Source organism: Brevibacterium sp. 'Marine', from assembly GCF_012844365.1.
Lineage (GTDB): Bacteria > Actinomycetota > Actinomycetes > Actinomycetales > Brevibacteriaceae > Brevibacterium.
In genome coordinates, this window is record NZ_CP051626.1 from 3,419,998 (window position 1) to 3,438,546 (window position 18,549).

Consider the following 18,549-nt stretch of genomic DNA (forward strand, 5'->3'; position numbering starts at 1 on the left):
CAGCCCGCCCGCTCGTGCCCTCAGTGTGCGCTGCCGCCCGGCGGCCGGCCGTGGTAACTCAGGTGCAGCCGGATCCGTGACTTGGGGTCCCGGTGGAGTCGCAGCTCCTTGGCCGTGATCATCCACAGCAGTCCCACGGCGAAGGCGATGATCCCCGAGGCGGCTCCGACGACGAGCGCCATCCGCGGTCCGAAGGCATCGGCGACCCAGCCGGCCAAGGGGGCGCCGATCGGGGTGCCGCCCATGACGACGGCCGCGTAGATCGCCATCACTCGACCGCGGTAGTTCGGTGCGGTGGTCGTCTGCACGTAGGCATTCGCCGAGGTCATCATCGTCAGTGACGAGAAACCGACGAACATGAGCGAGGCGGCGAAGAGGTAGTAGTCGGGCATCAGCGATGCCACACCCACCGCCACTCCGAAGCCGCCTGCGGCGCCGAAGACGAAGCGCAGCCGGGGTTTCTCCCGCCTGGCCGAGACCAGTGCTCCGGTCACGGACCCGATGGCCATGACGGAGTTGAGCAGACCGAAGCCGCTGGCGTCCTTGCCGAACTCGATCTTCGCCATCGTCGCCGTGTAGATGTTGAAGTTGAATCCGAAGGTCGCAATGATGAACAGCACGACGAGCACGACCGTGATGTCCGGGCGCCTGCGCAGGTATTTCAGTCCGCCGAGCACCCCGCCTGCACCGCGCCGACCAGAGGGATGCAGCTTCGATCGGTCCAACCGCAGCAGCACGGTCAGAGTCGCCGCGAAGCCGAGCCCGCTGATGAGGAAGACTGGACCGGGACCGATGACAGCAGTGAGCACACCGGCCACGGCCGGACCGATCATGCGGGCGCCGTTGAAGGACGCCGAATTGAGGCTGACGGCGTTGGGCAGCAGCTTTTCACCGACGAGTTCGGAGACGAAGGCCTGCCTGGCCGGGTTGTCCAGGGTCGTGAGCATCCCGAGCGTGAACGCGAGCACGTAGACGTGCCAGAGGACGATGACGTCGGTGATGGTGAGGACGAAGAGGACGAGTCCGATGAATCCCAGCAGCGCCTGGGTGACCATGAGCAGACGCCGTTTGTCGAACTTGTCGACGAGGTTGCCCGCGAACGGGAACATGATCAGCTGCGGGCCCAGCTGCAGAGCCATGGTGATGCCCAAAGCTGATGCGTTGTTGTCCGTGAGCATGGTCAGGACGATCCAGTCCTGCGCCGTGCGCTGCATCCATGTCCCGGTGTTGGAGATCAGGGCACCGGCGAACCAGTGCCGGTAGTTCGGCTCCGACAGCGACCGGAACATCTGGGACATCGAGTGGTTCAGCCCTCCTGGAACTCGAGCTCGCCGGAGTAGTCGTCGACGACGGCTTCGGCAGGCTCGTTGTTGGGCCGTCTCACATCGGTCTCCGAATGCGCCCCGCACCCGGATTCGAGTCCGACCACACGCCCATCGAACGGTGACCACGCATTGGCACAGACCCCGAACTTCTGGCGCAGCGATCCCGCGATCGGCATGAGGTAGCCGCAGCTGCCGCAGTGTCCGGCCGCGCGTGAGGCGAACTCGCTGTCGGGGCCCGCATCGGATTCCGCCCACCGGCTCGCCGCCGCGCTCAGCCCGTCGGAGGAGAGCACGCGTTCACGGCCGAGACCGAATTCGAAGTTCTGGATCTGGTCGATGTTGTCTGCGGAATTGTCCTCGGTCTGCTGGAAGCCCGGCTGCAGGTTCGGGTCCTGGTCGAGCTTCGGCAGGGTGTCGCGCGGACCCAAATCGCCGGGTTCGAGCCGTTCCTCCCACGGCACCCATTCGGGGGCGACGAGGGCGTCGGGTCCCGGCAGCAGCGCGGTTTCGCAGACCGTGACCTTCTTCGCTCGCGGTGCGCGGGCGAGCACGGCCACCCACCGCCACCCGCGATAGGTCGGGTCGGTGCACACGAAGTAGTGGGTGACCAGACGGGTCGCCTCGGCCACCGTGCCCAGGTGTTCGCCGACGACGGCAGTGCCGGCCACCTCGGTGATGGCGGTGCGGGCGATGTCGATCGCCGCGGCCAGCTGGGTGTCGAGGACGACCTTCTCCGTGCCCGAGCGTGTGCGCCCGGTCTTCGCCCCCTTCGCCGAGGCGGTCGTGGCGGAATCCGCGGCGACCGCGCTTGCCGCGGCGGTCGGCTCAACCGCTGCGGCGGGCGCATCAGCGCCCGGGGTCGCCTCGGTGGTCTGTTCGGCGTCGTTCTCGACGGGCGCGGCGGTCTGCCGGGCCAGCCAATCACTGAACAGTGATGACATCAGGACTCCAAATCGTCGGCAATCGCCCGCAGCAGGCTGGCGACCTTGTTCCCATGGGTGGGGTCGGGGTAACGACCGTGCTGCAGTCCGTTGTTGAGGTCATCCAGTACTTTGATGACATCTTCAACCATAACTGCCATGTCCTCGGCCGGGCGTCGGCGGGCCTTGGCAACTTTGGCCGGAGTGGTCAGGGGACGGGCCTTGAGCACCTGCGCTCCGCGGCGGGAATCGACGACATCGTATTCGAGTCGGGTGCCCTTGGTGACGTCGACCCCTTCGGGCAGCACGGAGGAATGGAGGAAGGCCTGCGAGCCGTCCTCAGCGATGACGAAGCCGAAGCCCTTCTCGGCATCGAACCATTTCACGCGTCCGGTGGGCATGATGTCCTTTCTGTCTGGTCGTACCCGCGGTGGCGGGCTGATCATACGGTGCCCGCTGGTGCGGGCTGTGTGTCGGTCGGCTGCGGAATCGGATTCCGCAGCCGGGAAGCTGGTCGGATGGTGGGTCAGTGTGCAGGTCAGTGTGAGTTTGCAGGTCGGTGTGATCGAGTGCCCTGATGGCCGTCGGCCGGCGGTGCCGTCCGTGGGGCCGAGGGCATCGTATCGGCGATGAGATCTCCGGCTCGCTCACCCGCTGAGGCCGTGAACACCGTGCTGGTGAGCGCCTGATCGGCGGCGGGAGATCACGGGCACATGCGTGACCCGGTGGTCGTCCGCCTCGGCGAGGTGGGGGTTCGCACCGCCTCGATCACACTGTGCAGACGGGGTTCATGCCCGTCCCCGAACCTGCGAGGTGAGCGGCATGAACGGTGGTATCAGCGGTGGCCCACCCCGGTCTGTCTGCGTCGGATGGCGGCTCGGATCATGGCCACGCAGGCGAGGATGACGGCGATGGGCACGAGGATCATGGGCAGATAGGTCAGCAGCGAACTGGGGGTCAGTCCCATCCAGGCCTGACCGAGGACGCCGATGAGACCGAGCGCCCCGATGGCTGCGGCGGCAACCGCGGCGACGACGATGGCTGTGTCGACTCGAGTGGCTGACAATGCGCGTCCTTCCGTCCGATCTCTGATCCGTAATCTGCCCCTCCATTGTACCCCTCGCGATAGACTGATCTGCGATGTCCATGACCTTCAGCCAGTGGCTGTCCCACAGTGCAGATGCCGAGTTCGAGTCCTTCGTCCGGACGCGACGCGACCTCCTCCAACCCGAGTCCCCGACGATGGCGGCCCTGGCTGCGGCCGCGTCCTCACGCATCGGGGTCTCCCGTGGAATCGAAGCCCTCGACGCGGGCACGCTCGAGGTCTTCATCGCCTTGGCCAAGGCGGCCCGGACGACGCCGGAGATCGAGGTCGCGGGCATTCCGCATATCGATCCTGCCCTCGCCGAGGCGGCTCTGCCCCGACTGCGCGACCTCGGCCTGGCATGGCCGGCCGGCGGGGACGGGGGCGGTGCTGGGTCGGCGGGATCTGCTGGGTCTGCGGGATCTGCTGGGTCTGCGGTCGGGGGCGTGTGGAAGATCCAGTCCGAGGCCATCACCCTGCTGCCGACCTCGGCAGCCGAATCCTCCCGGGCCCATCCGTGGCAGATCGATGAGTCGTCGATCGATTCGAGCACGGCCGCGATCGGCCAGCCGCTCATCCACAACAGCGAACAGGCCGCCGTGGCCGAGGTCATCTCGTCTCTGCGCGGGCTCGTCGATGAGCTCGCCGCCTCCCCGATCTCCCGGCTGACCAGCGGCGGCATCTCGAAACGCGATGTCTCCCGACTCGCCCGCACCCTTGAACTGAGTCTCGAGCAGACGATCACCCTGCTGCAGGCGGCGAAGTCGCTGCACCTCATCGGAGTCCTCGACGATGCGCTCGACCCGCAGTGGACGGCCGCCGATGATGCCGACTCCGCCCTCGCCGGTGATCGTGCCGACCTGTGGGCGGGCCTGGTCGGAGCCTGGCTGCGCGACCTGCTCGATGTCACTCAGCTGGCGGCCGGCGCAAGTGAGAACGAACGGCTGACCGTGCTCGCCACCCCGAAGAAGTCCCTGTTCAAGGGGTACGGGCTGTCGGTGCCGGCGATGCCGCTGCTGCGCTTCGCCGTGCTCTCGGTCCTGCACGACATCGGTCTGGGTACGGCACGGTCGGCAGGGTGGATCCATGCCGAGGTGCTGCGTCGTCATCCGCTGCTGCCGGCCCACGAGTTCGCGATGACCGAGGCCGTTCTCCACACGTGCGTCACCGTGGGGCTGGCGACGACACCGCTGCAGCAGCCGGAGCATTTCGGACCGAGCCGGTTCGGTCTCCGCTTGGCCGCCGGATTGGATCGGGCGATGGCCGAGCATGCAGCACAGGACCCCTCGATCCTGCCCCTGGGCGTGTCCGTCGAGGCCCTGACCGTGCCCGGGGATGTCATCGCCGCGGTCACCGAGGGACTCGGCGCCGAGGTCGATACGGTGCTCATCCAGTCCGATCTCACCGCCGTGGCCACCGGACCGATCGAACCGCGGGTCCACCATATTCTGCGCAAGTACGCCGTCGTCGAGGCCCGCGGCCAGGGCACCGTCTATCGCATCGACTCCGAGACCATCGAGGACACGATGCAGGCCGGGCTCACCCCGGAGGAGGCGTTGGCCGAACTCGCCGAGATCAGTGCCGAAGAGCTGCCGTCGACGCTGGAGTTCCTCGTGCAGAACACGGCATCGAAGCTGCGGCGGGTGCGAGTGGCCGGTGCCCGGTCGGTGCTCATCGTCGACGATCCGGTCGACCTCGATGTCATCCTCTCCGACCAGGCGATGATGCCCGCCGGACTCGAACGTCTGGCCCCGACCGTGGCGATCGCCCAACTGGGCCCGGAGCGGACGATGCATCTGCTCGAGGCCTCCGATCATCACGCTCTGCTGCATTCGGCGGCCGGTCCCGTGCGCAAGCGCCGGGTGATCACCGAATCGGAACCCGAGGTCAGCGTCAGGCGACGTCCGCGGGTCAGTGACGGCCACCTCGGCGAATATATGCGGATCCTGCGGTCCGCACCGGCGACGGCCGCACCGGTGAGCACGGATGAACCATTGGGTCATATGGACCGTCTGCGGGAAGCGGCGGAGACGAAGCAGCGCGTGCTCATTCGGATCGCGGATTCCCACGGCAAGGAGCGGACGATCGAGATGCTGCCGGCCACCCTCAACGCCGGCCGCGTCCGCGGAGTGGTGACGACCACCGGCGCCGAGGCGTCCCTGTCCGTCGCCCGCATCGTCTCCGTAGACCCCTCCCCCTCCCCTTAATTGCTACCTGACGGGGGCCCAGCAACCTGGCGCGAGGTTGCTGGGCCCCCGTCAGGTAGCTCGGAGCGGGAACAATCGGGGTGATGGACGTGTTGTGTCCTCTGGTGTCATCACACTTCGGGAAGGGAAGTATTGAATGAATGGTCCGTTGATCGTGCAGTCCGATCGGACTGTGCTGCTCGAATCGGGACATCCGCAGGCCGTCGAGGCGGCCGTGGCGATCGCCCCGTTCGCCCAGCTGTCGCGGACCCCGGAGTACATCCACACCTATGAGATCACCCCGCTGGGTCTGTGGAACGCACGCGCCAGCGGCCATGATGCCGAATCCGTCGTCGATGTGCTCCTCGAATTCGCGAAGTACCCGGTCCCGCATGAGCTCCTCGTCGACATCGTCGACATCATGGACCGGTTCGGTGTGCTCACCCTCATCGACCACCCGATCCACGGACTGACCCTGACTTCGACGGAGACGGGACTGCTCGATGAGCTTGTCGGTCAGCCCGATCTCGTCGGCAAGTTCGGCAAACGCATCGATGCCGAATCCGTCCTCGTCCACCCTTCCGAGCGCGGCGAACTCAAACACGCACTGTTGCAGCTGGGGCACCCGGTGTCCGACCACGCCGGTTATGTCGACGGCGAAGCCCACGAGATCTCACTGTCCGACGATGCTCACGGCGGTCAATGGCATCTGCGCGACTATCAGAAGCAGGCGATCGACCAGTCGCTGTCGGGTGAGTCCGGGGTCGTCGTTCTGCCGTGCGGTGCCGGGAAGACGGTCGTCGGCGTCGCCACCATGTCACGGGTGCAGACGACGACGCTCATCCTCGTGACGAACTCGGTCTCGGCGAAGCAGTGGAAGGACGAGATCCTGCGCCGCACCACCCTGACCGAAGACGAGGTCGGCGAGTACTCGGGATCGACGAAGGAGATCCGCCCGATCACCATCGCCACCTACCAGGTGCTCACCACCCGCAGGAAGGGTTCGTACCTCCACCTCGAACTCCTCGATGCCAAGGACTGGGGCCTGGTCATCTACGACGAGGTGCACCTCCTGCCGGCACCGATCTTCCGGCTGACCGCAAGCCTCCAGGCACGTCGTCGCCTCGGCCTGACCGCAACTCTGGTGCGCGAGGACGGACGCGAGGACGAGGTGTTCTCCCTCATCGGACCCAAACAGTACGAAGTGCCGTGGAAGGAACTCGAACGGCTCGGGTATATCGCCTCGGCCGCCTGTCATGAAGTCCGCGTCCGCCTCGACGGCGGAACCCGAACCGCCTATGCTCGCGCCGACGGCGAGGACCGGTACCGGCTGGCCGCGACATCGGATGCGAAGTTGCCGATCGTCTCCGAACTCGTCGCCGATCATCCGGATGCCCAGATCCTCGTCATCGGTCAGTATCTCGACCAGCTCGAGGAGATCGGAGCCGAACTCGGTGCGCCCGTGCTCACCGGGCAGACTCCCGAATCGGTGCGCCAGGAGCTCTTCCGCGAGTTCCGGTCCGGGGAGATCCCGGTGCTTGTGGTCTCAAAGGTCGCGAACTTCTCCGTGGATCTGCCGGCCGCCTCGGTGGCGATCCAGGTCTCCGGAGCCTTCGGGTCCCGGCAGGAGGAGGCCCAGCGCCTCGGACGGATTCTGCGTCCGAAGGAAGACCAGGGTTCGGCCACGTTCTACACGGTCGTCGCCGCCGACACCGTCGATGAGCACTTCGCCGCTCAGCGTCGCCGCTTCCTCACCGAACAGGGCTACAGCTACGGCATCGAAGTCCGCTGACACTCCCCTCAATTGCTACCTGACGGGGGCCCAGCAACCTGGCGCGAGGTTGCTGGGCCCCCGTCGGGTAGTAATTACGTAGTAATGAGGGTGTCTGCGTCGGAGGTGACGACGACCTCACGGCGGGCGACGCGGCGGGCGAGGCGGGATTCGCCCCACTTGATGAAGCCGACGCCGCCGAGGATGAAGACTCCGCCGAAGAGCTGGATCGGGGCAGGCATCTCGAAGAGGACCAGCCAGGCGACGATGACTGAGAACGGCACCTCGACGAGGTTGACGAACGATCCGACCGTCGCCCCGACATAGCGCAGACCGAGGATCCCGGTGATGTACGCGCCGACGGTGAAGACGACGATCATCGCCATCGGCACGACCCACGACATCGGCACCCCGCCGAAGTCGACGTCCGCAGTCACAGCGTTCCACGGCATGACCCCGACGAGCACGATGACCGACATCGCCAGCGCCCCGATGCCCATGCCCAGACCGGTCAGCGCGACCGGAGGGATCGTGATCGTGTCCTTCGCCGAGACGAGGAAGTAGCTGGCTAGGCAGACTGCGGCGGCCATGGCCATGACCACGCCGAGAATGCTGATCGACGATCCGCGCAGGTTGAGCACGAGCAGGAGCCCGATCATCGAGACGACGACCCCGATGAATGTCACCGTCGCCGGCCGTGTCCGTGTCCGCGCCCAGATCCAGAAGACGATGAGCATCGGCGCGGTCATCTCCAGCAGCAGCGCCACGGCCACGGTGAGGTGTTCGACGGCGACGAAGTAGAACCCCTGAACGCCGGCCATCGAGACCAGGCCGTAGGTGACGACGGTGCGCCAGTGCGTGAGCACTTCGCCCCAGCGTCCGCGCAGGGCGATGAGGGTGGGGATGAGCAGCAGGACCGCGGATCCGGCCAGGCGGATGAGCACCACCGCGCCCGGCGTCCACCCGACCTGGTACATCGTCTTCGCGATCGGCCCCGACACCGCGAAGAAGAATGCGGAGGCAAGAGTGAGCAGGAACCCTGCGATGACGGTGCGATTCATTCCTGACCTCCTGATGTGGTGAAACGTTGAGTGGCGTACGAGGACAGACGTCCCCGAGGTGGTGGTGCGGTGTTGAGTTGGTGGTGCGGTACCGGATCATGTCCTCGCCGAGGCGACCCGACGATGGTCAGATCCCCTCACCGAGGTGGCCCGACGTCGACATCGGCCTGACCGATTCGTCGTTCTGCCGGGTCTGCACGTCGTCGGGTCGGGCAGGGCCTCGGCGTGCCCCGCGGATTGTCCGATTTCAGTATCGGCCCTGGAATTGAAATGGGTCAAGTGCATTTTGGTCCTTACATGCTGTGGCAGAATGGTGTCCGCTATGGCTTTCATCTACGACATCCGCGCGAACCTCACGATGCTCGTCGACCTCCTCAACACCTCCGGCGACATCGCAGACAGCGGCGACGAGCTGACGACAACCGCGAAACTCCGCGAATTCGCGGCCCGGCACGACTTCTCCGGCCCCTTGACCGCCACCAAAAGCGATGTCGATGAGACCGTGGAACTGCGTCGCAGATTCGCCGCAGCTCTGGACTCGAGCATCGACGCCGAGACCGACGACGAGCTCGAAGCGGGCACGATTGCGGTCGTCGATGAGATCAATCTCACACTGAGTGACTCCGGGTCCGTGCCGCAATTGGTCAAACACGACCATTGGGACTGGCACCTGCACGCCACCGGCGCTCACGCCAGCCTGGCCGACCGAGTGGCCGCCGATGTCGCCCTGGTCCTCATCGACCTCATCCGCTCCGGGGACCTCGACCGACTCGGACGCTGCGCCGCCGAGGACTGCCGCGCCTACCTCGCCGACTTCAGCCGCAACCGTTCGAAGCGCTTCTGCGATACCGGCAGCTGCGCCACCCGCACGCACGTCGCGGCCTTCCGCGCCCGCCACTCCGACGCCGACACCGCCGGCTGATGCCCGCCTCCGCCCCCTGACAGATCGGGTCGACCATGTCATTACAACCACTGCGCCTCACCGGCGGAACGAAGTTCGCCGCCGGTCTCGCCGGAATCCTCACGACGACGAGCATGGCCGCCGGATGCGCCGTCACCGCACTCATCTTCCTGCCCACCGGCCCCGGTGAACCCCTGAGTTCGAAGCTTCTCTTCCTCGCTCTCGCGCTCCTCGTCTCTGCCGCCTTCGTCGTCGTCAGCCAGCTGCTCATGCGCGCAGCTCTCGGTCGATTCCGCACAAGAGGAAGTCTCACGCGCTTCTTCGGCTATCAGCTGGGAGCACTCGGAGTCGGAGGCGGGCTCGGCCTCGGCTTCCTCCCTGCGATGCTGGAGGCCCCGCCGATCTGGTGGACCCTCTCCATCACCGCGGGAGTCACCCTCATCGCCGTCTCACTTCTCGCCTTCCGCGGCGATCGGCGCCAGCCATTGACAACGCCGGCCCACCCCGGGATCGGCCTGGCCGAAGGCGTCGTCGTCGACTACTGGTCGGGAGCAATACCCCGCGCCGCCGCACCGAGCCTCACCGTGATCCGCTTCGCCGACGAATCCGGCCGGCCCAGGTTCGTCCGTCATGTCGTCAGACGCAACCCCACGACGTTCGGCACGATGGGGCAGGTGCAATACGATCGCCATCGACCGGACAAGGCCTCGAGCTTCACCCAGGGGCGCCCACCCGGCCGGATCTGAATTGACCACGCGCACGCCGGCCAAGCAGCCGAACAGCCGAACAGCCGAACTGAGCTGAAGCCACCCACCCACACCCGCCTCGGCGAGCATTTCTGAACACAAACTGATCGCAGCCGCATATTTCACTGAAATCAGGCTTTCGTTCCTGAGAACGACAGCCCGACCCGGAGTCCAAAACGACTTTCCTGAGAGTTTTTCAGTGGCGCACATCACATTCGCATTCAGCTAGTCTCCAGCTGACTCCCAGACACGGGTCTCAGACTGGATTCATGACTACAGCACAGAACGACATCGACATCGAAGCCACCCTGCTCGTTGTCGATGATGAGCCCAATATCCGCGAACTCCTGTCCACCAGTCTCCGCTTCGCCGGCTTCGACGTCGTCTCCGCTGCCAACGGTGCCGAGGCGCTGCGCCTGGCCGAGCAGACCGACGTCGACCTCCTCGTCCTCGACGTCATGCTCCCGGACATGGACGGCTTCACCGTCACCCGCCGTCTGCGCCAGATCGGCATGAACGCCCCCGTCGTGTTCCTCACCGCCCGTGATGACACCTCGGACAAGATCACGGGACTGACCGTCGGCGGCGACGACTACGTGACGAAGCCCTTCAGCCTCGAAGAAGTCGTCGCCCGCATCCGCGCCGTCCTCCGCCGCACCCGCAATCTCGAGGACGAAGAGAACGCCGTCATCGTGGCGGGCGACCTCGAACTCGACGACGACACCCATGAGGTCCGCCGCTCCGGCATCCTCATCGACCTCTCCCCCACCGAATTCAAGCTGCTGCGCTACCTCATGCTCAACACGAACCGCGTCCTGTCGAAGTCGCAGATCCTCGACCATGTGTGGGAGTACGACTTCGGCGGTGACACCGGAATCGTCGAGTCCTATATCTCCTACCTGCGCCGCAAGATCGACGTCACCCCGGAGACGGATGCCGCCGGCCACCCCGTCGAGATGGAGTGGACGCCGATGATCCAGACCAAGCGCGGGGTCGGCTACATGCTGCGCACACCGGAATCCAAGTAGTCGTCCATGCAAGGGCGATAGATTACATACGTGCCGATAGAATCCCGTCCCTCCCGTCCCGGCTTCTGGGAAGAATGGTCTCTGACCACCAAGCTGCTGGCCATCATGATGCTGCTCATGCTGCTCGTCCTCACGGGGACGAGCGCGTGGGTGTTGGAGAACCTGCGCGACAGCCTCGTCCAGCGCACCGATGAGCGACTCATCAGCGCCTCGGAGACCCTGGCGAAGCAGGCCTACCAAGATGTGTTCCAACCGGCCGAACTCCAGTCCGGGGACGATGACGCCGAGGAGGCGCCGTCGTCGACGACGATCGATTCGAATTCCTGGGATCAGCTCAAGAGCCTGTTGCCGGGAGGGTTCTATGTGCAGTTCTACGACACGAACGGGGATCCGATCCGCGACCCCGTCGCTCCGGAGCCGCAGAACCATCCGATCCTGCCGAAGATCGATGAGAAGGAAGTCTATTCCCGCGGCGGCGAGCCCTTCACCGTCGCCGGAACGAGTTCGCAGTGGCGGGCGCGGGCGATGAAGGTGAAGAACACCGACGTGCTCGTGTCCATCGCGGTGCCCTTCGACCGCGAGGTCGACAACATCAACGAACGGGCGCGGAACACGATGATCGGCATCGGCCTGCTGGCCCTGGCGATGGTCGCCGGAGTCGGCTATTGGGCGATCAACAACACGTTCCGACCGCTGCGCGATATCGAGAAGACCGCATCCCGCATCGCCGCCGGCGACCTGTCCCAACGTGTGCCCAGCTATCCGCGCAATACGGAGCTCGGGCGTCTGTCGGCGGCGCTGAACACGATGCTCGGACGCATCGAGGACTCCTTCGACGGGCAGACCCGGTCGGAGAAGCGCATCCGCCAGTTCGTCTCCGATGCCTCCCACGAGCTGCGTACTCCCCTGGTCACGATCCGCGGATACGCGGAACTGTACCGGCAGGGTGCGATCACGAAGTCCGATGACATCGCCAACGCGATGGAGCGGATGGAGTCCGAGGCCAAGCGCATGGGTGTCCTCGTCGACGATCTCGTCGTCCTCGCCCGCCTCGACGAGCAGCGTGCCGCCGAGATCGGTCCGATCGACCTCCACAAGGTCGTCCGCGATGCCGCCGCCGATGCTGCGGCACAGGCCCCGGACCGCGATATCAGCTTCATCGGACTCGATGGTGAGGATGCTCAGCCGGTGCCGATGATCCGCGGTTCCGAGTCGAAGATCCGCCAGGTCATCGTCAACCTCGCCGGCAATGCCGTGCGCCACACGCCTGAGCACACCGCGATCGAATTCGCCGTCGGCGTCGTCGGTCTCCCCGAGCAGGTCGACCCGGACTCTGCGGACACCGGCGAGATCCGTGAGGGCGGCGCGCGAGGTCACAACGGTCGAAACGGTGGGAAGAACGGCGCGAAGGACAAACCGCGTGAGCGCGGGTTCGTCACCGGTGGGGTCCGGATATTCCGCCGAGGCGACTCTGCCGGAAACGATCAAGCCGACACCCAGCCCACCCCCCAGACCGGGCCTCACCCCGGGGAGCAGGCAGACCCACAGGGCGCAGCGCAGACGGACCTGCCGACCGGTCCGGAACCCGACCAGCAGTCGAAGGATCGGGCCGACAGCTCCGAGGCGGCCAACATCGTCCCCGATGTCACCGCCGCCGGGTCGATCACGGTCGATGAGTCGCTGCGAGGATTCCCCAATGGCCGGGTCCGCTTCGAGGTCAGGGATCATGGCGACGGAATCGACCCCGAGGTGGTTCCCCGCATCTTCGAGCGCTTCTACCGTCTCGATGTGTCCCGGACCAGGGACACCGGCGGTTCGGGGCTCGGGCTGTCGATCGTCAAGGCGATCGTGGAGAACCACCATGGTGCGATCTCCGTCCACGAAACTCCGGGCGGCGGTGCGACGTTCCGCATCGACCTGCCCATCTCCGACAACGGCGAAACCACTGCGGACACACGAAAGGACGAGCGATGAACGAGAACAACGACTCCCAGAATCCGGATGAGGTGTCCCGCAGCGCCCGATCGGACGATCAGACTCCGCGTCCGTCGGTGAGTCCGGACAGCGGGTCCGCCGCCGAGGGGCGTCGCAGCCCGTCGGCCGGGGGCTACCGCGGGTCCGGTGCCGAGGTTCCGCGCACATTCCCCTCTCAGTCCAACGGCCCTGCCCGGGTCAGTCCACCGGTCGCACCTCCCGAACGGCGCCCCGATGTGTCGCCGACTCATGCGCAGAACCCTGTGGACGGTTCCCCTCACCGAGGCGGCTCTCCCTCCCAGCCGTCCTCCCCCTACCAGGCCGGTAGGCAGCAGGGCGGGCAGACCAGCGGGCAACAGCCCGGCCAGCCAATCGGTCAGACGGGCCAGCCGGGACAGACGGGCCAGCAGGGACGGCCCCAGCAGCCGTCGCCGTATCCACTGAACGGTCAGCATTCCTCTCCGAATCAGCCGGGCAGCCAACAGCAGACAGGTCAGCCGGGTTACCAAGGGCATCAGAGCGCGCAGGGCAATTTCGGCGACCAGTCGCAGCCGGGTCAGCAGAATGTCCAGCCGATTCAGCCTCAGCACCACTCCGCGTACGGTCAGCCTCAGCAGGACGGTTCCCAACCGTATCCGGGCCAAGACGGTGGCTCCCAACCGTATCCGGGCCAGCACGGTGGATCCCAGTCGTATCCGGGGCAGCAGAACGGTCCCGGCCAGCAGAACACTCCGGGGCAGCCGACCGGTTCGAACTCCTATTCCGCGGCGTCCGTGCCGGGTCCCTATTCTTCGGAATTCGCGGCCGTCGGTTCACAGCCCGGACCGGGAGGACCGGCAGGACCCGGTGGGCCAGTCGGACCCGGCGGGCAGGGCGGACCGGACGGGTTCGGTCCGTACGGAGCTCAGCAGCCGCCTCGGCGAGAGAAGAAGGGACCCGGTTGGGGTGCGACGATCGCGATCGGCCTGGTGGCCGCCCTCCTCGGTGGGGCTCTCGCATTCGGCGGGAACTATGCACTCTCGTCGCTGCAGCATGATGAGCCGCGCAAGGTCGCCGAGGAGACTATCGAGACCCCGGACTGGACGCAGGTCGCCGAGAAGACCTCGGACAGCGTGATGTCGATCCAGGTCGGCACTCGCGGTCAGGTCCAAGGGCTCGGCTCGGGTGCGCTGTACGACGATCAGGGCCACGTCATCACGAACAACCACGTCGTCGCACCGGCGGACACCCCCGACGGCGAGATCGCCGTGACCATGAAGAACGGTGAGACGACGGAGGCGAAGATCGTCGGCCGTGATCCCTCGACCGATATCGCCATCATCAAGCTCGAGCAGGTCCCGGACGGTGTGAAACCGCTGGTCATCGGCGATTCGAAGAAGCTGACCGTGGGCGACCCGGTGATGGCCCTGGGCAATCCCCTGGGTCTGGCCAACACCGTGACCACCGGCATCGTGTCCGCGCTCGACCGTCCGGTGTCGACGGAGAACATCGGCGAGGATGCGTCCTCGCAGGAGAAGGAGATGACGATCACGAACGCCATCCAGACGGATGCGGCGATCAACCCCGGCAACTCCGGTGGACCGCTGGTCAACGGCGATGGCGAGTTCATCGGCGTGAACTCGGCGGCGGCATCGCTGAGTCAGGGCGAGGGAGGACAGTCCGGATCGATCGGCATCGGATTCGCGATCCCCGCGAACCAGGCCGTGATGATCGCCGATCAGCTCATCTCCTCCGGCAAGGCCCAGCATCCGTTCCTCGGCATCACCCTCACCGACGGGCACATCAACAGCGGCGGGATCAGCCGCGGCAGCGCCAAGGTGCAGTCCGTGGCCGGCGGATCCCCGGCGTCCAAGGCCGGAATCAAGGACGGAGACGACATCGTCGAGGTGGCCGGAACCAAGGTGAACAACGCCATCGCCCTGCGCGCCCTCGTCCGCGCGCAGCCGGTGAACACTCCGGTCGAGGTCACCGTGGTCCGCGGAGGGAAGGAACAGAAGCTCGACGTCACGCTCGTGCTGCAGTAGGTGCGCGGCTGACACGTCGGCGACCCACGCGTCGGCGACCCAGGCATCAGCACACTCGCGCGTCAGCGTATTCCCGAGTCAACGACTCGCGCGTCATTGCCTGGGGATCCGGTCGTGACTGCGCCACCTGGAGGGTGTGGACAGCCGAACGCTGTCCACACCCTCTTTCCGTGCCCTTCCGCTCTTCTGCCCCGGGCGTCGACACTGAAGTCGTCTCGCCCGACCGTGGCGGGTCGATCTTGACCAAGAGGAGTGATGATGAGTTTCGAAGTCGACGCCGAACGCGTCCAGTCCGCCGCCACCGCCGCTGCGAACACCTCCCGCAATCTCGTGTCCGAATCCGACACGATGATGCGCAATCTGCTCGCCCTCCAGGAATGCTGGCGCGGCAGCGCGGCACAGAACTTCCAGGCCGTGGTCAACCAGTGGGAGCGCGCGCAGAAGCAGCTCATGGAATCGCTCAACTCCGTCCACGGTGCACTCCACACGGCCGCCCGGCAGTACTCCGAAGTCGAGGCGGCGAACTCGCGGCTCTTCGCCCCCTGAGCCGATCGAGTCCCACCCGCCGAGGGTCACAGGCCCCGGTCGCGTATCCCCCGAGATACCGAAGCCGGGATCTGTCCGTTCTCGTAGTCGGCGTCTGGCAAACTATCAGCCTTTCTCAGTAGACTTGAGAACGATAGTTCGCGGCGGTGTTGGCCAAGAATCTCCGGACCGGGGTGAATCGGGTTGGCAGCGTCGGGTCAAACCAATGCAGGAGTCGACTACGGATGAGTATCTTCCAACGGATCGCGACGATCTTCGGTGCCAAGGCCAACAAAGCTCTGGACAAGGCCGAGAACCCCAACGAAACCCTTGACTATTCGTACCAGAAGCAGTTGGAGCTGCTGCAGAAGGTCCGTCGTGGTGTTGCCGATGTCGCCACCAGCCGCAAGCGCCTCGAGCTGCAGATCAACCAGCTCGAACAGCAGCAGAACAAGCTCTCCGGTCAGGCCGAGAAGGCCATGCAGATCGGTCGTGAGGACCTCGCCCGTGAGGCTCTGACCCGCAAGTCCGGACTGACCCAGCAGATCACCGACCTGCAGACTCAGCACGAAGGACTGCAGGGTGAGGAGCAGAAGCTCACCCTCGCTTCGCAGCGCCTGCAGGCCAAGGTCGACGCCTTCCGGACGAAGAAGGAGACCCTGAAGGCCACGTACAACGCCGCCGACGCACAGTCCAAGATCGGCGAGGCGTTCTCGGGCATCTCGGAAGAGCTCGGCGACGTCGGACTCGCCGTCCAGCGCGCCGAGGACAAGACCGCGAATCTGCAGGCGCGCGCCGGGGCCGTTGACGAGCTTCTCGCCTCAGGTGCCCTCGACGACGTCACGGGAACCCAGAAGGACGACATCACCGCCCAGCTCGACTCCCTCTCCAGCGAAAATGATGTCGAGATGGAACTCCAGCGGATGCGCGAGTCCCTGCCTGCCGGCTCCGAGGCGAAGGACCAGAAGTCGCTCGAAGGTGAGGATCAGCAATGATCATCCGCATCATGGGCGAAGGTCAGTTCGACGTCGCCGACGTCGACCAGGACCTGCTGCAGAAATACGACAACCAGGTCGAAGACGCCGTCAATGCCGGAGACGAGGAAGCAGTGCGGACCGCGCTGACGTCCCTGCACGACTACGTCACGGCCAACGGCCAGCCGGTCGCCGATGACTACCTCGGGTCCTCCGATGTCGTCATTCCGTTCGCCGACGCCACCCTGGCCGAGATCGCCGAACTGCTCACCGGCGAGGGTTTCATCCCCGACCCGGCCTGAAACCACAGAGTACCGAAATGCACCCGGCCCATTGTCTTCGACAGTGGGCCGGTTCTGCCACTGCCAGAGAGGAACCACGATGAAGAATCGCTTCGTCAAAGACAACGGGCTGACCATGCGGATGGGATGGACGATCTTCCTCAACGGCCTCATCTATGTCGTGCTCATCCTCGCGATCTGGTGGATCATCGGGCAGAGCGTCGGCGGAGTCATCGTCGCCGTCCTCATCAGCGCCGGCGCGTTCTTCTTCCAGTGGTACTTCTCCGACAAGATCGCCATGCGTGCGATGGGCGGCCGGGAGGTCTCCCCCGAGGAGGCTCCGGAGCTGCATACGATCGTCGACCGGCTCTGCCAGCTGGCCGATGCGCCGAAACCCCGCGTGGCCGTCTCGAATTCTCCAATCCCCAATGCCTTCGCCACCGGTCGTTCCCCCGAGCGCTCGGTGGTGTGCGTGACCCGTGGTCTGCTCGAGAAGCTCGACCGCGATGAGGTCGAGGTCGTCCTCGCCCACGAGCTCTCCCACGTTGCTCACCGGGACGTGACCGTGATGACCGTCGCCGGCGTCACCGGAGTCGTTGCCGCGCTGATGATGCGCGCCGGGTACTACATGAGCTTCGGACGGTCGAACAACAATAACAACGGCATTCCGATCCAGCTGCTGTTCATCCTCGTCGGAGCCGTCGTCTACGGGCTCTCGTTCGTCCTCATCCGCGCGCTGTCGCGATATCGTGAGCTGGCCGCCGATCGTGCCGCAGCCATCCTCACCGGCGCACCGTCGACCCTGGCCTCGGCGCTGACGAAGCTGAGCGGGGACATGGCCAAGATCCCGGAGAAGGACCTGCGGTCGTCCGCCTCGGCGAATCACCTGGCTCTCATCCCCGCCATCAGCGGAAAGGCCGCATTCGGCCAGCTCTTCTCCACCCACCCCTCGCTCGAGAAGCGCCTGGATCAGCTGGCGAAGATCTCCGCCCAGCTCTCCCGGCCAGAGTGAGCACCCACCGCACCCTTTGAACTGCGCACCACCGAATTAGGAGCTCCATGGGATTCTTCGACGCACTGCTCGGCCGGTCCAAGCCGAAACGGGCCAACCTCGACGACCTCTTCGCCCTGCCGCCGGCGGCGCTGACGCTGCAGGCGGCGACCGGCTTCACTCCCACGGGCGTCGGAGCCGTCGCGTTCCGCCAGGTCGAGGGTGCCGCGTTCCAGTCCGCCGAGTCCGAAAGCGTCGCCCTCATCGGTTCCGACCCGGCCGCCTCGGTGCGGCAGGAGAACGACGGCTTCGGGTTCACCTGGCAGGTCGTGGCCGATGGGAACGCCGAGGTGGTCAACCTCGTCACGAACATCCACGCCGTGAACTCGGCCCTGGTCAATCAGGGTTTCGACACGATGCTGCTGTGCACGACCGTGTACTTCGTCCATCCCGATGGGCGTCGGATGGCGTTGGTCTATCAGTACAAGCGCGGAACCTTCTACCCGTTCGTGCAGTCAGGACCGAAGCAGCGGGACAACCCCCTGGAGATCCAGGTCAAGGGCGTTCTCTCCGGCGAGCTGCCGTTCGAGGAGGACACGTCGAACTGGTCGGCGCTGTGGGACGCCCCGGGCATGAACGACACCCCGGGTGCTCCCGAGCTGCAGTAGGCATGCCAGTCGGGGCGGCAGAAATGTCAGTCCGGACAGACGAGTGGAGGGCGTCCCCGCGGGGACGCCCTCCACTCGTATCTGAGGCTG

Annotated in this window: 17 protein-coding genes; 12 read left to right on the top strand and 5 right to left on the bottom strand. The window is 65.9% G+C overall.

The window, feature by feature from the left end:
• Nucleotides 1–20: 20 nt before the first annotated feature.
• The 4 genes from HF684_RS15400 to HF684_RS15415 all read right to left on the bottom strand — a co-directional run bounded on the left by HF684_RS15400 (nucleotide 21) and on the right by HF684_RS15415 (nucleotide 3,311).
• Entirely contained in the window at nucleotides 21–1,298 is a 1,278-nt protein-coding gene (locus tag HF684_RS15400) for an MFS transporter (RefSeq protein WP_169253191.1), read from the bottom strand.
• Nucleotides 1,299–1,306: 8 nt separating this feature from the next.
• Nucleotides 1,307–2,266, bottom strand: a complete 960-nt coding sequence (locus HF684_RS15405; protein ID WP_169253192.1) for a DUF3027 domain-containing protein — start codon at nucleotides 2,264–2,266, stop codon at nucleotides 1,307–1,309.
• Nucleotides 2,266–2,646: a cold shock domain-containing protein gene (locus HF684_RS15410; RefSeq protein WP_101594737.1), complete on the bottom strand. Its 381-nt coding sequence runs from the start codon at nucleotides 2,644–2,646 to the stop codon at nucleotides 2,266–2,268. The genes HF684_RS15405 and HF684_RS15410 overlap by 1 nt, the downstream gene beginning before the upstream one ends.
• 434 nt (nucleotides 2,647–3,080) lie before the next feature.
• Nucleotides 3,081–3,311 (bottom strand): hypothetical protein, encoded by a 231-nt coding sequence (locus HF684_RS15415; RefSeq protein ID WP_025780328.1) that lies wholly within the window; start codon nucleotides 3,309–3,311, stop codon nucleotides 3,081–3,083.
• A 74-nt stretch (nucleotides 3,312–3,385) separates the two neighbouring features.
• Here HF684_RS15415 and HF684_RS15420 point away from each other — a divergent pair, with 74 nt between their 5' ends.
• Nucleotides 3,386–5,536, top strand: coding sequence for a helicase-associated domain-containing protein (locus HF684_RS15420; protein WP_169253193.1), 2,151 nt, complete (start codon nucleotides 3,386–3,388; stop codon nucleotides 5,534–5,536).
• Nucleotides 5,537–5,672: 136 nt separating this feature from the next.
• A complete protein-coding gene (locus HF684_RS15425; protein WP_169253194.1) occupies nucleotides 5,673–7,307 on the top strand; it encodes a DNA repair helicase XPB in 1,635 nt (544 codons plus the stop codon).
• A 74-nt stretch (nucleotides 7,308–7,381) separates the two neighbouring features.
• Here the strand turns inward: HF684_RS15425 and HF684_RS15430 are convergent, their stop codons facing one another.
• Entirely contained in the window at nucleotides 7,382–8,347 is a 966-nt protein-coding gene (locus HF684_RS15430; RefSeq protein WP_169253195.1) for a DMT family transporter, read from the bottom strand.
• A 322-nt stretch (nucleotides 8,348–8,669) separates the two neighbouring features.
• Between HF684_RS15430 and HF684_RS15435 the strand changes: the two genes are divergently transcribed.
• The 10 genes from HF684_RS15435 (at nucleotide 8,670) to HF684_RS15480 (ending at nucleotide 18,459) form a co-directional block, all read left to right on the top strand.
• On the top strand, nucleotides 8,670–9,269 hold the full coding sequence (locus tag HF684_RS15435) for a CGNR zinc finger domain-containing protein (protein ID WP_169253196.1): 600 nt from the start codon (nucleotides 8,670–8,672) through the stop codon (nucleotides 9,267–9,269).
• A 35-nt stretch (nucleotides 9,270–9,304) separates the two neighbouring features.
• A complete protein-coding gene (locus HF684_RS15440; RefSeq protein WP_169253197.1) occupies nucleotides 9,305–9,994 on the top strand; it encodes a hypothetical protein in 690 nt (229 codons plus the stop codon).
• Between the two features lie 269 nt (nucleotides 9,995–10,263).
• On the top strand, nucleotides 10,264–11,022 hold the full coding sequence (locus HF684_RS15445; RefSeq protein WP_169253198.1) for a response regulator transcription factor: 759 nt from the start codon (nucleotides 10,264–10,266) through the stop codon (nucleotides 11,020–11,022).
• Between the two features lie 30 nt (nucleotides 11,023–11,052).
• The gene (locus HF684_RS15450) at nucleotides 11,053–12,996 is read left to right on the top strand and encodes a HAMP domain-containing sensor histidine kinase (RefSeq protein WP_248278976.1); all 1,944 of its coding nucleotides are present in this window, start codon (nucleotides 11,053–11,055) and stop codon (nucleotides 12,994–12,996) included.
• Complete coding sequence (locus tag HF684_RS15455; protein WP_169253199.1) at nucleotides 12,993–15,020, top strand: trypsin-like peptidase domain-containing protein; 2,028 nt, start codon at nucleotides 12,993–12,995, stop codon at nucleotides 15,018–15,020. Before HF684_RS15450 ends, HF684_RS15455 begins: the two co-directional genes overlap by 4 nt.
• 258 nt (nucleotides 15,021–15,278) lie before the next feature.
• Nucleotides 15,279–15,566 (top strand): WXG100 family type VII secretion target, encoded by a 288-nt coding sequence (locus tag HF684_RS15460; RefSeq protein WP_035321190.1) that lies wholly within the window; start codon nucleotides 15,279–15,281, stop codon nucleotides 15,564–15,566.
• 224 nt (nucleotides 15,567–15,790) lie between these two features.
• Entirely contained in the window at nucleotides 15,791–16,540 is a 750-nt protein-coding gene (locus HF684_RS15465; protein ID WP_025780460.1) for a PspA/IM30 family protein, read from the top strand.
• Nucleotides 16,537–16,821, top strand: coding sequence for a hypothetical protein (locus HF684_RS15470; protein WP_025780459.1), 285 nt, complete (start codon nucleotides 16,537–16,539; stop codon nucleotides 16,819–16,821). Before HF684_RS15465 ends, HF684_RS15470 begins: the two co-directional genes overlap by 4 nt.
• Nucleotides 16,822–16,900: 79 nt before the next feature.
• Nucleotides 16,901–17,812, top strand: coding sequence for a zinc metalloprotease HtpX (gene htpX / locus HF684_RS15475; protein ID WP_169253200.1), 912 nt, complete (start codon nucleotides 16,901–16,903; stop codon nucleotides 17,810–17,812).
• A gap of 47 nt (nucleotides 17,813–17,859) precedes the next feature.
• Nucleotides 17,860–18,459 (top strand): hypothetical protein, encoded by a 600-nt coding sequence (locus HF684_RS15480; protein WP_169253201.1) that lies wholly within the window; start codon nucleotides 17,860–17,862, stop codon nucleotides 18,457–18,459.
• The last annotated feature ends 90 nt before the right edge of the window (nucleotides 18,460–18,549 follow it).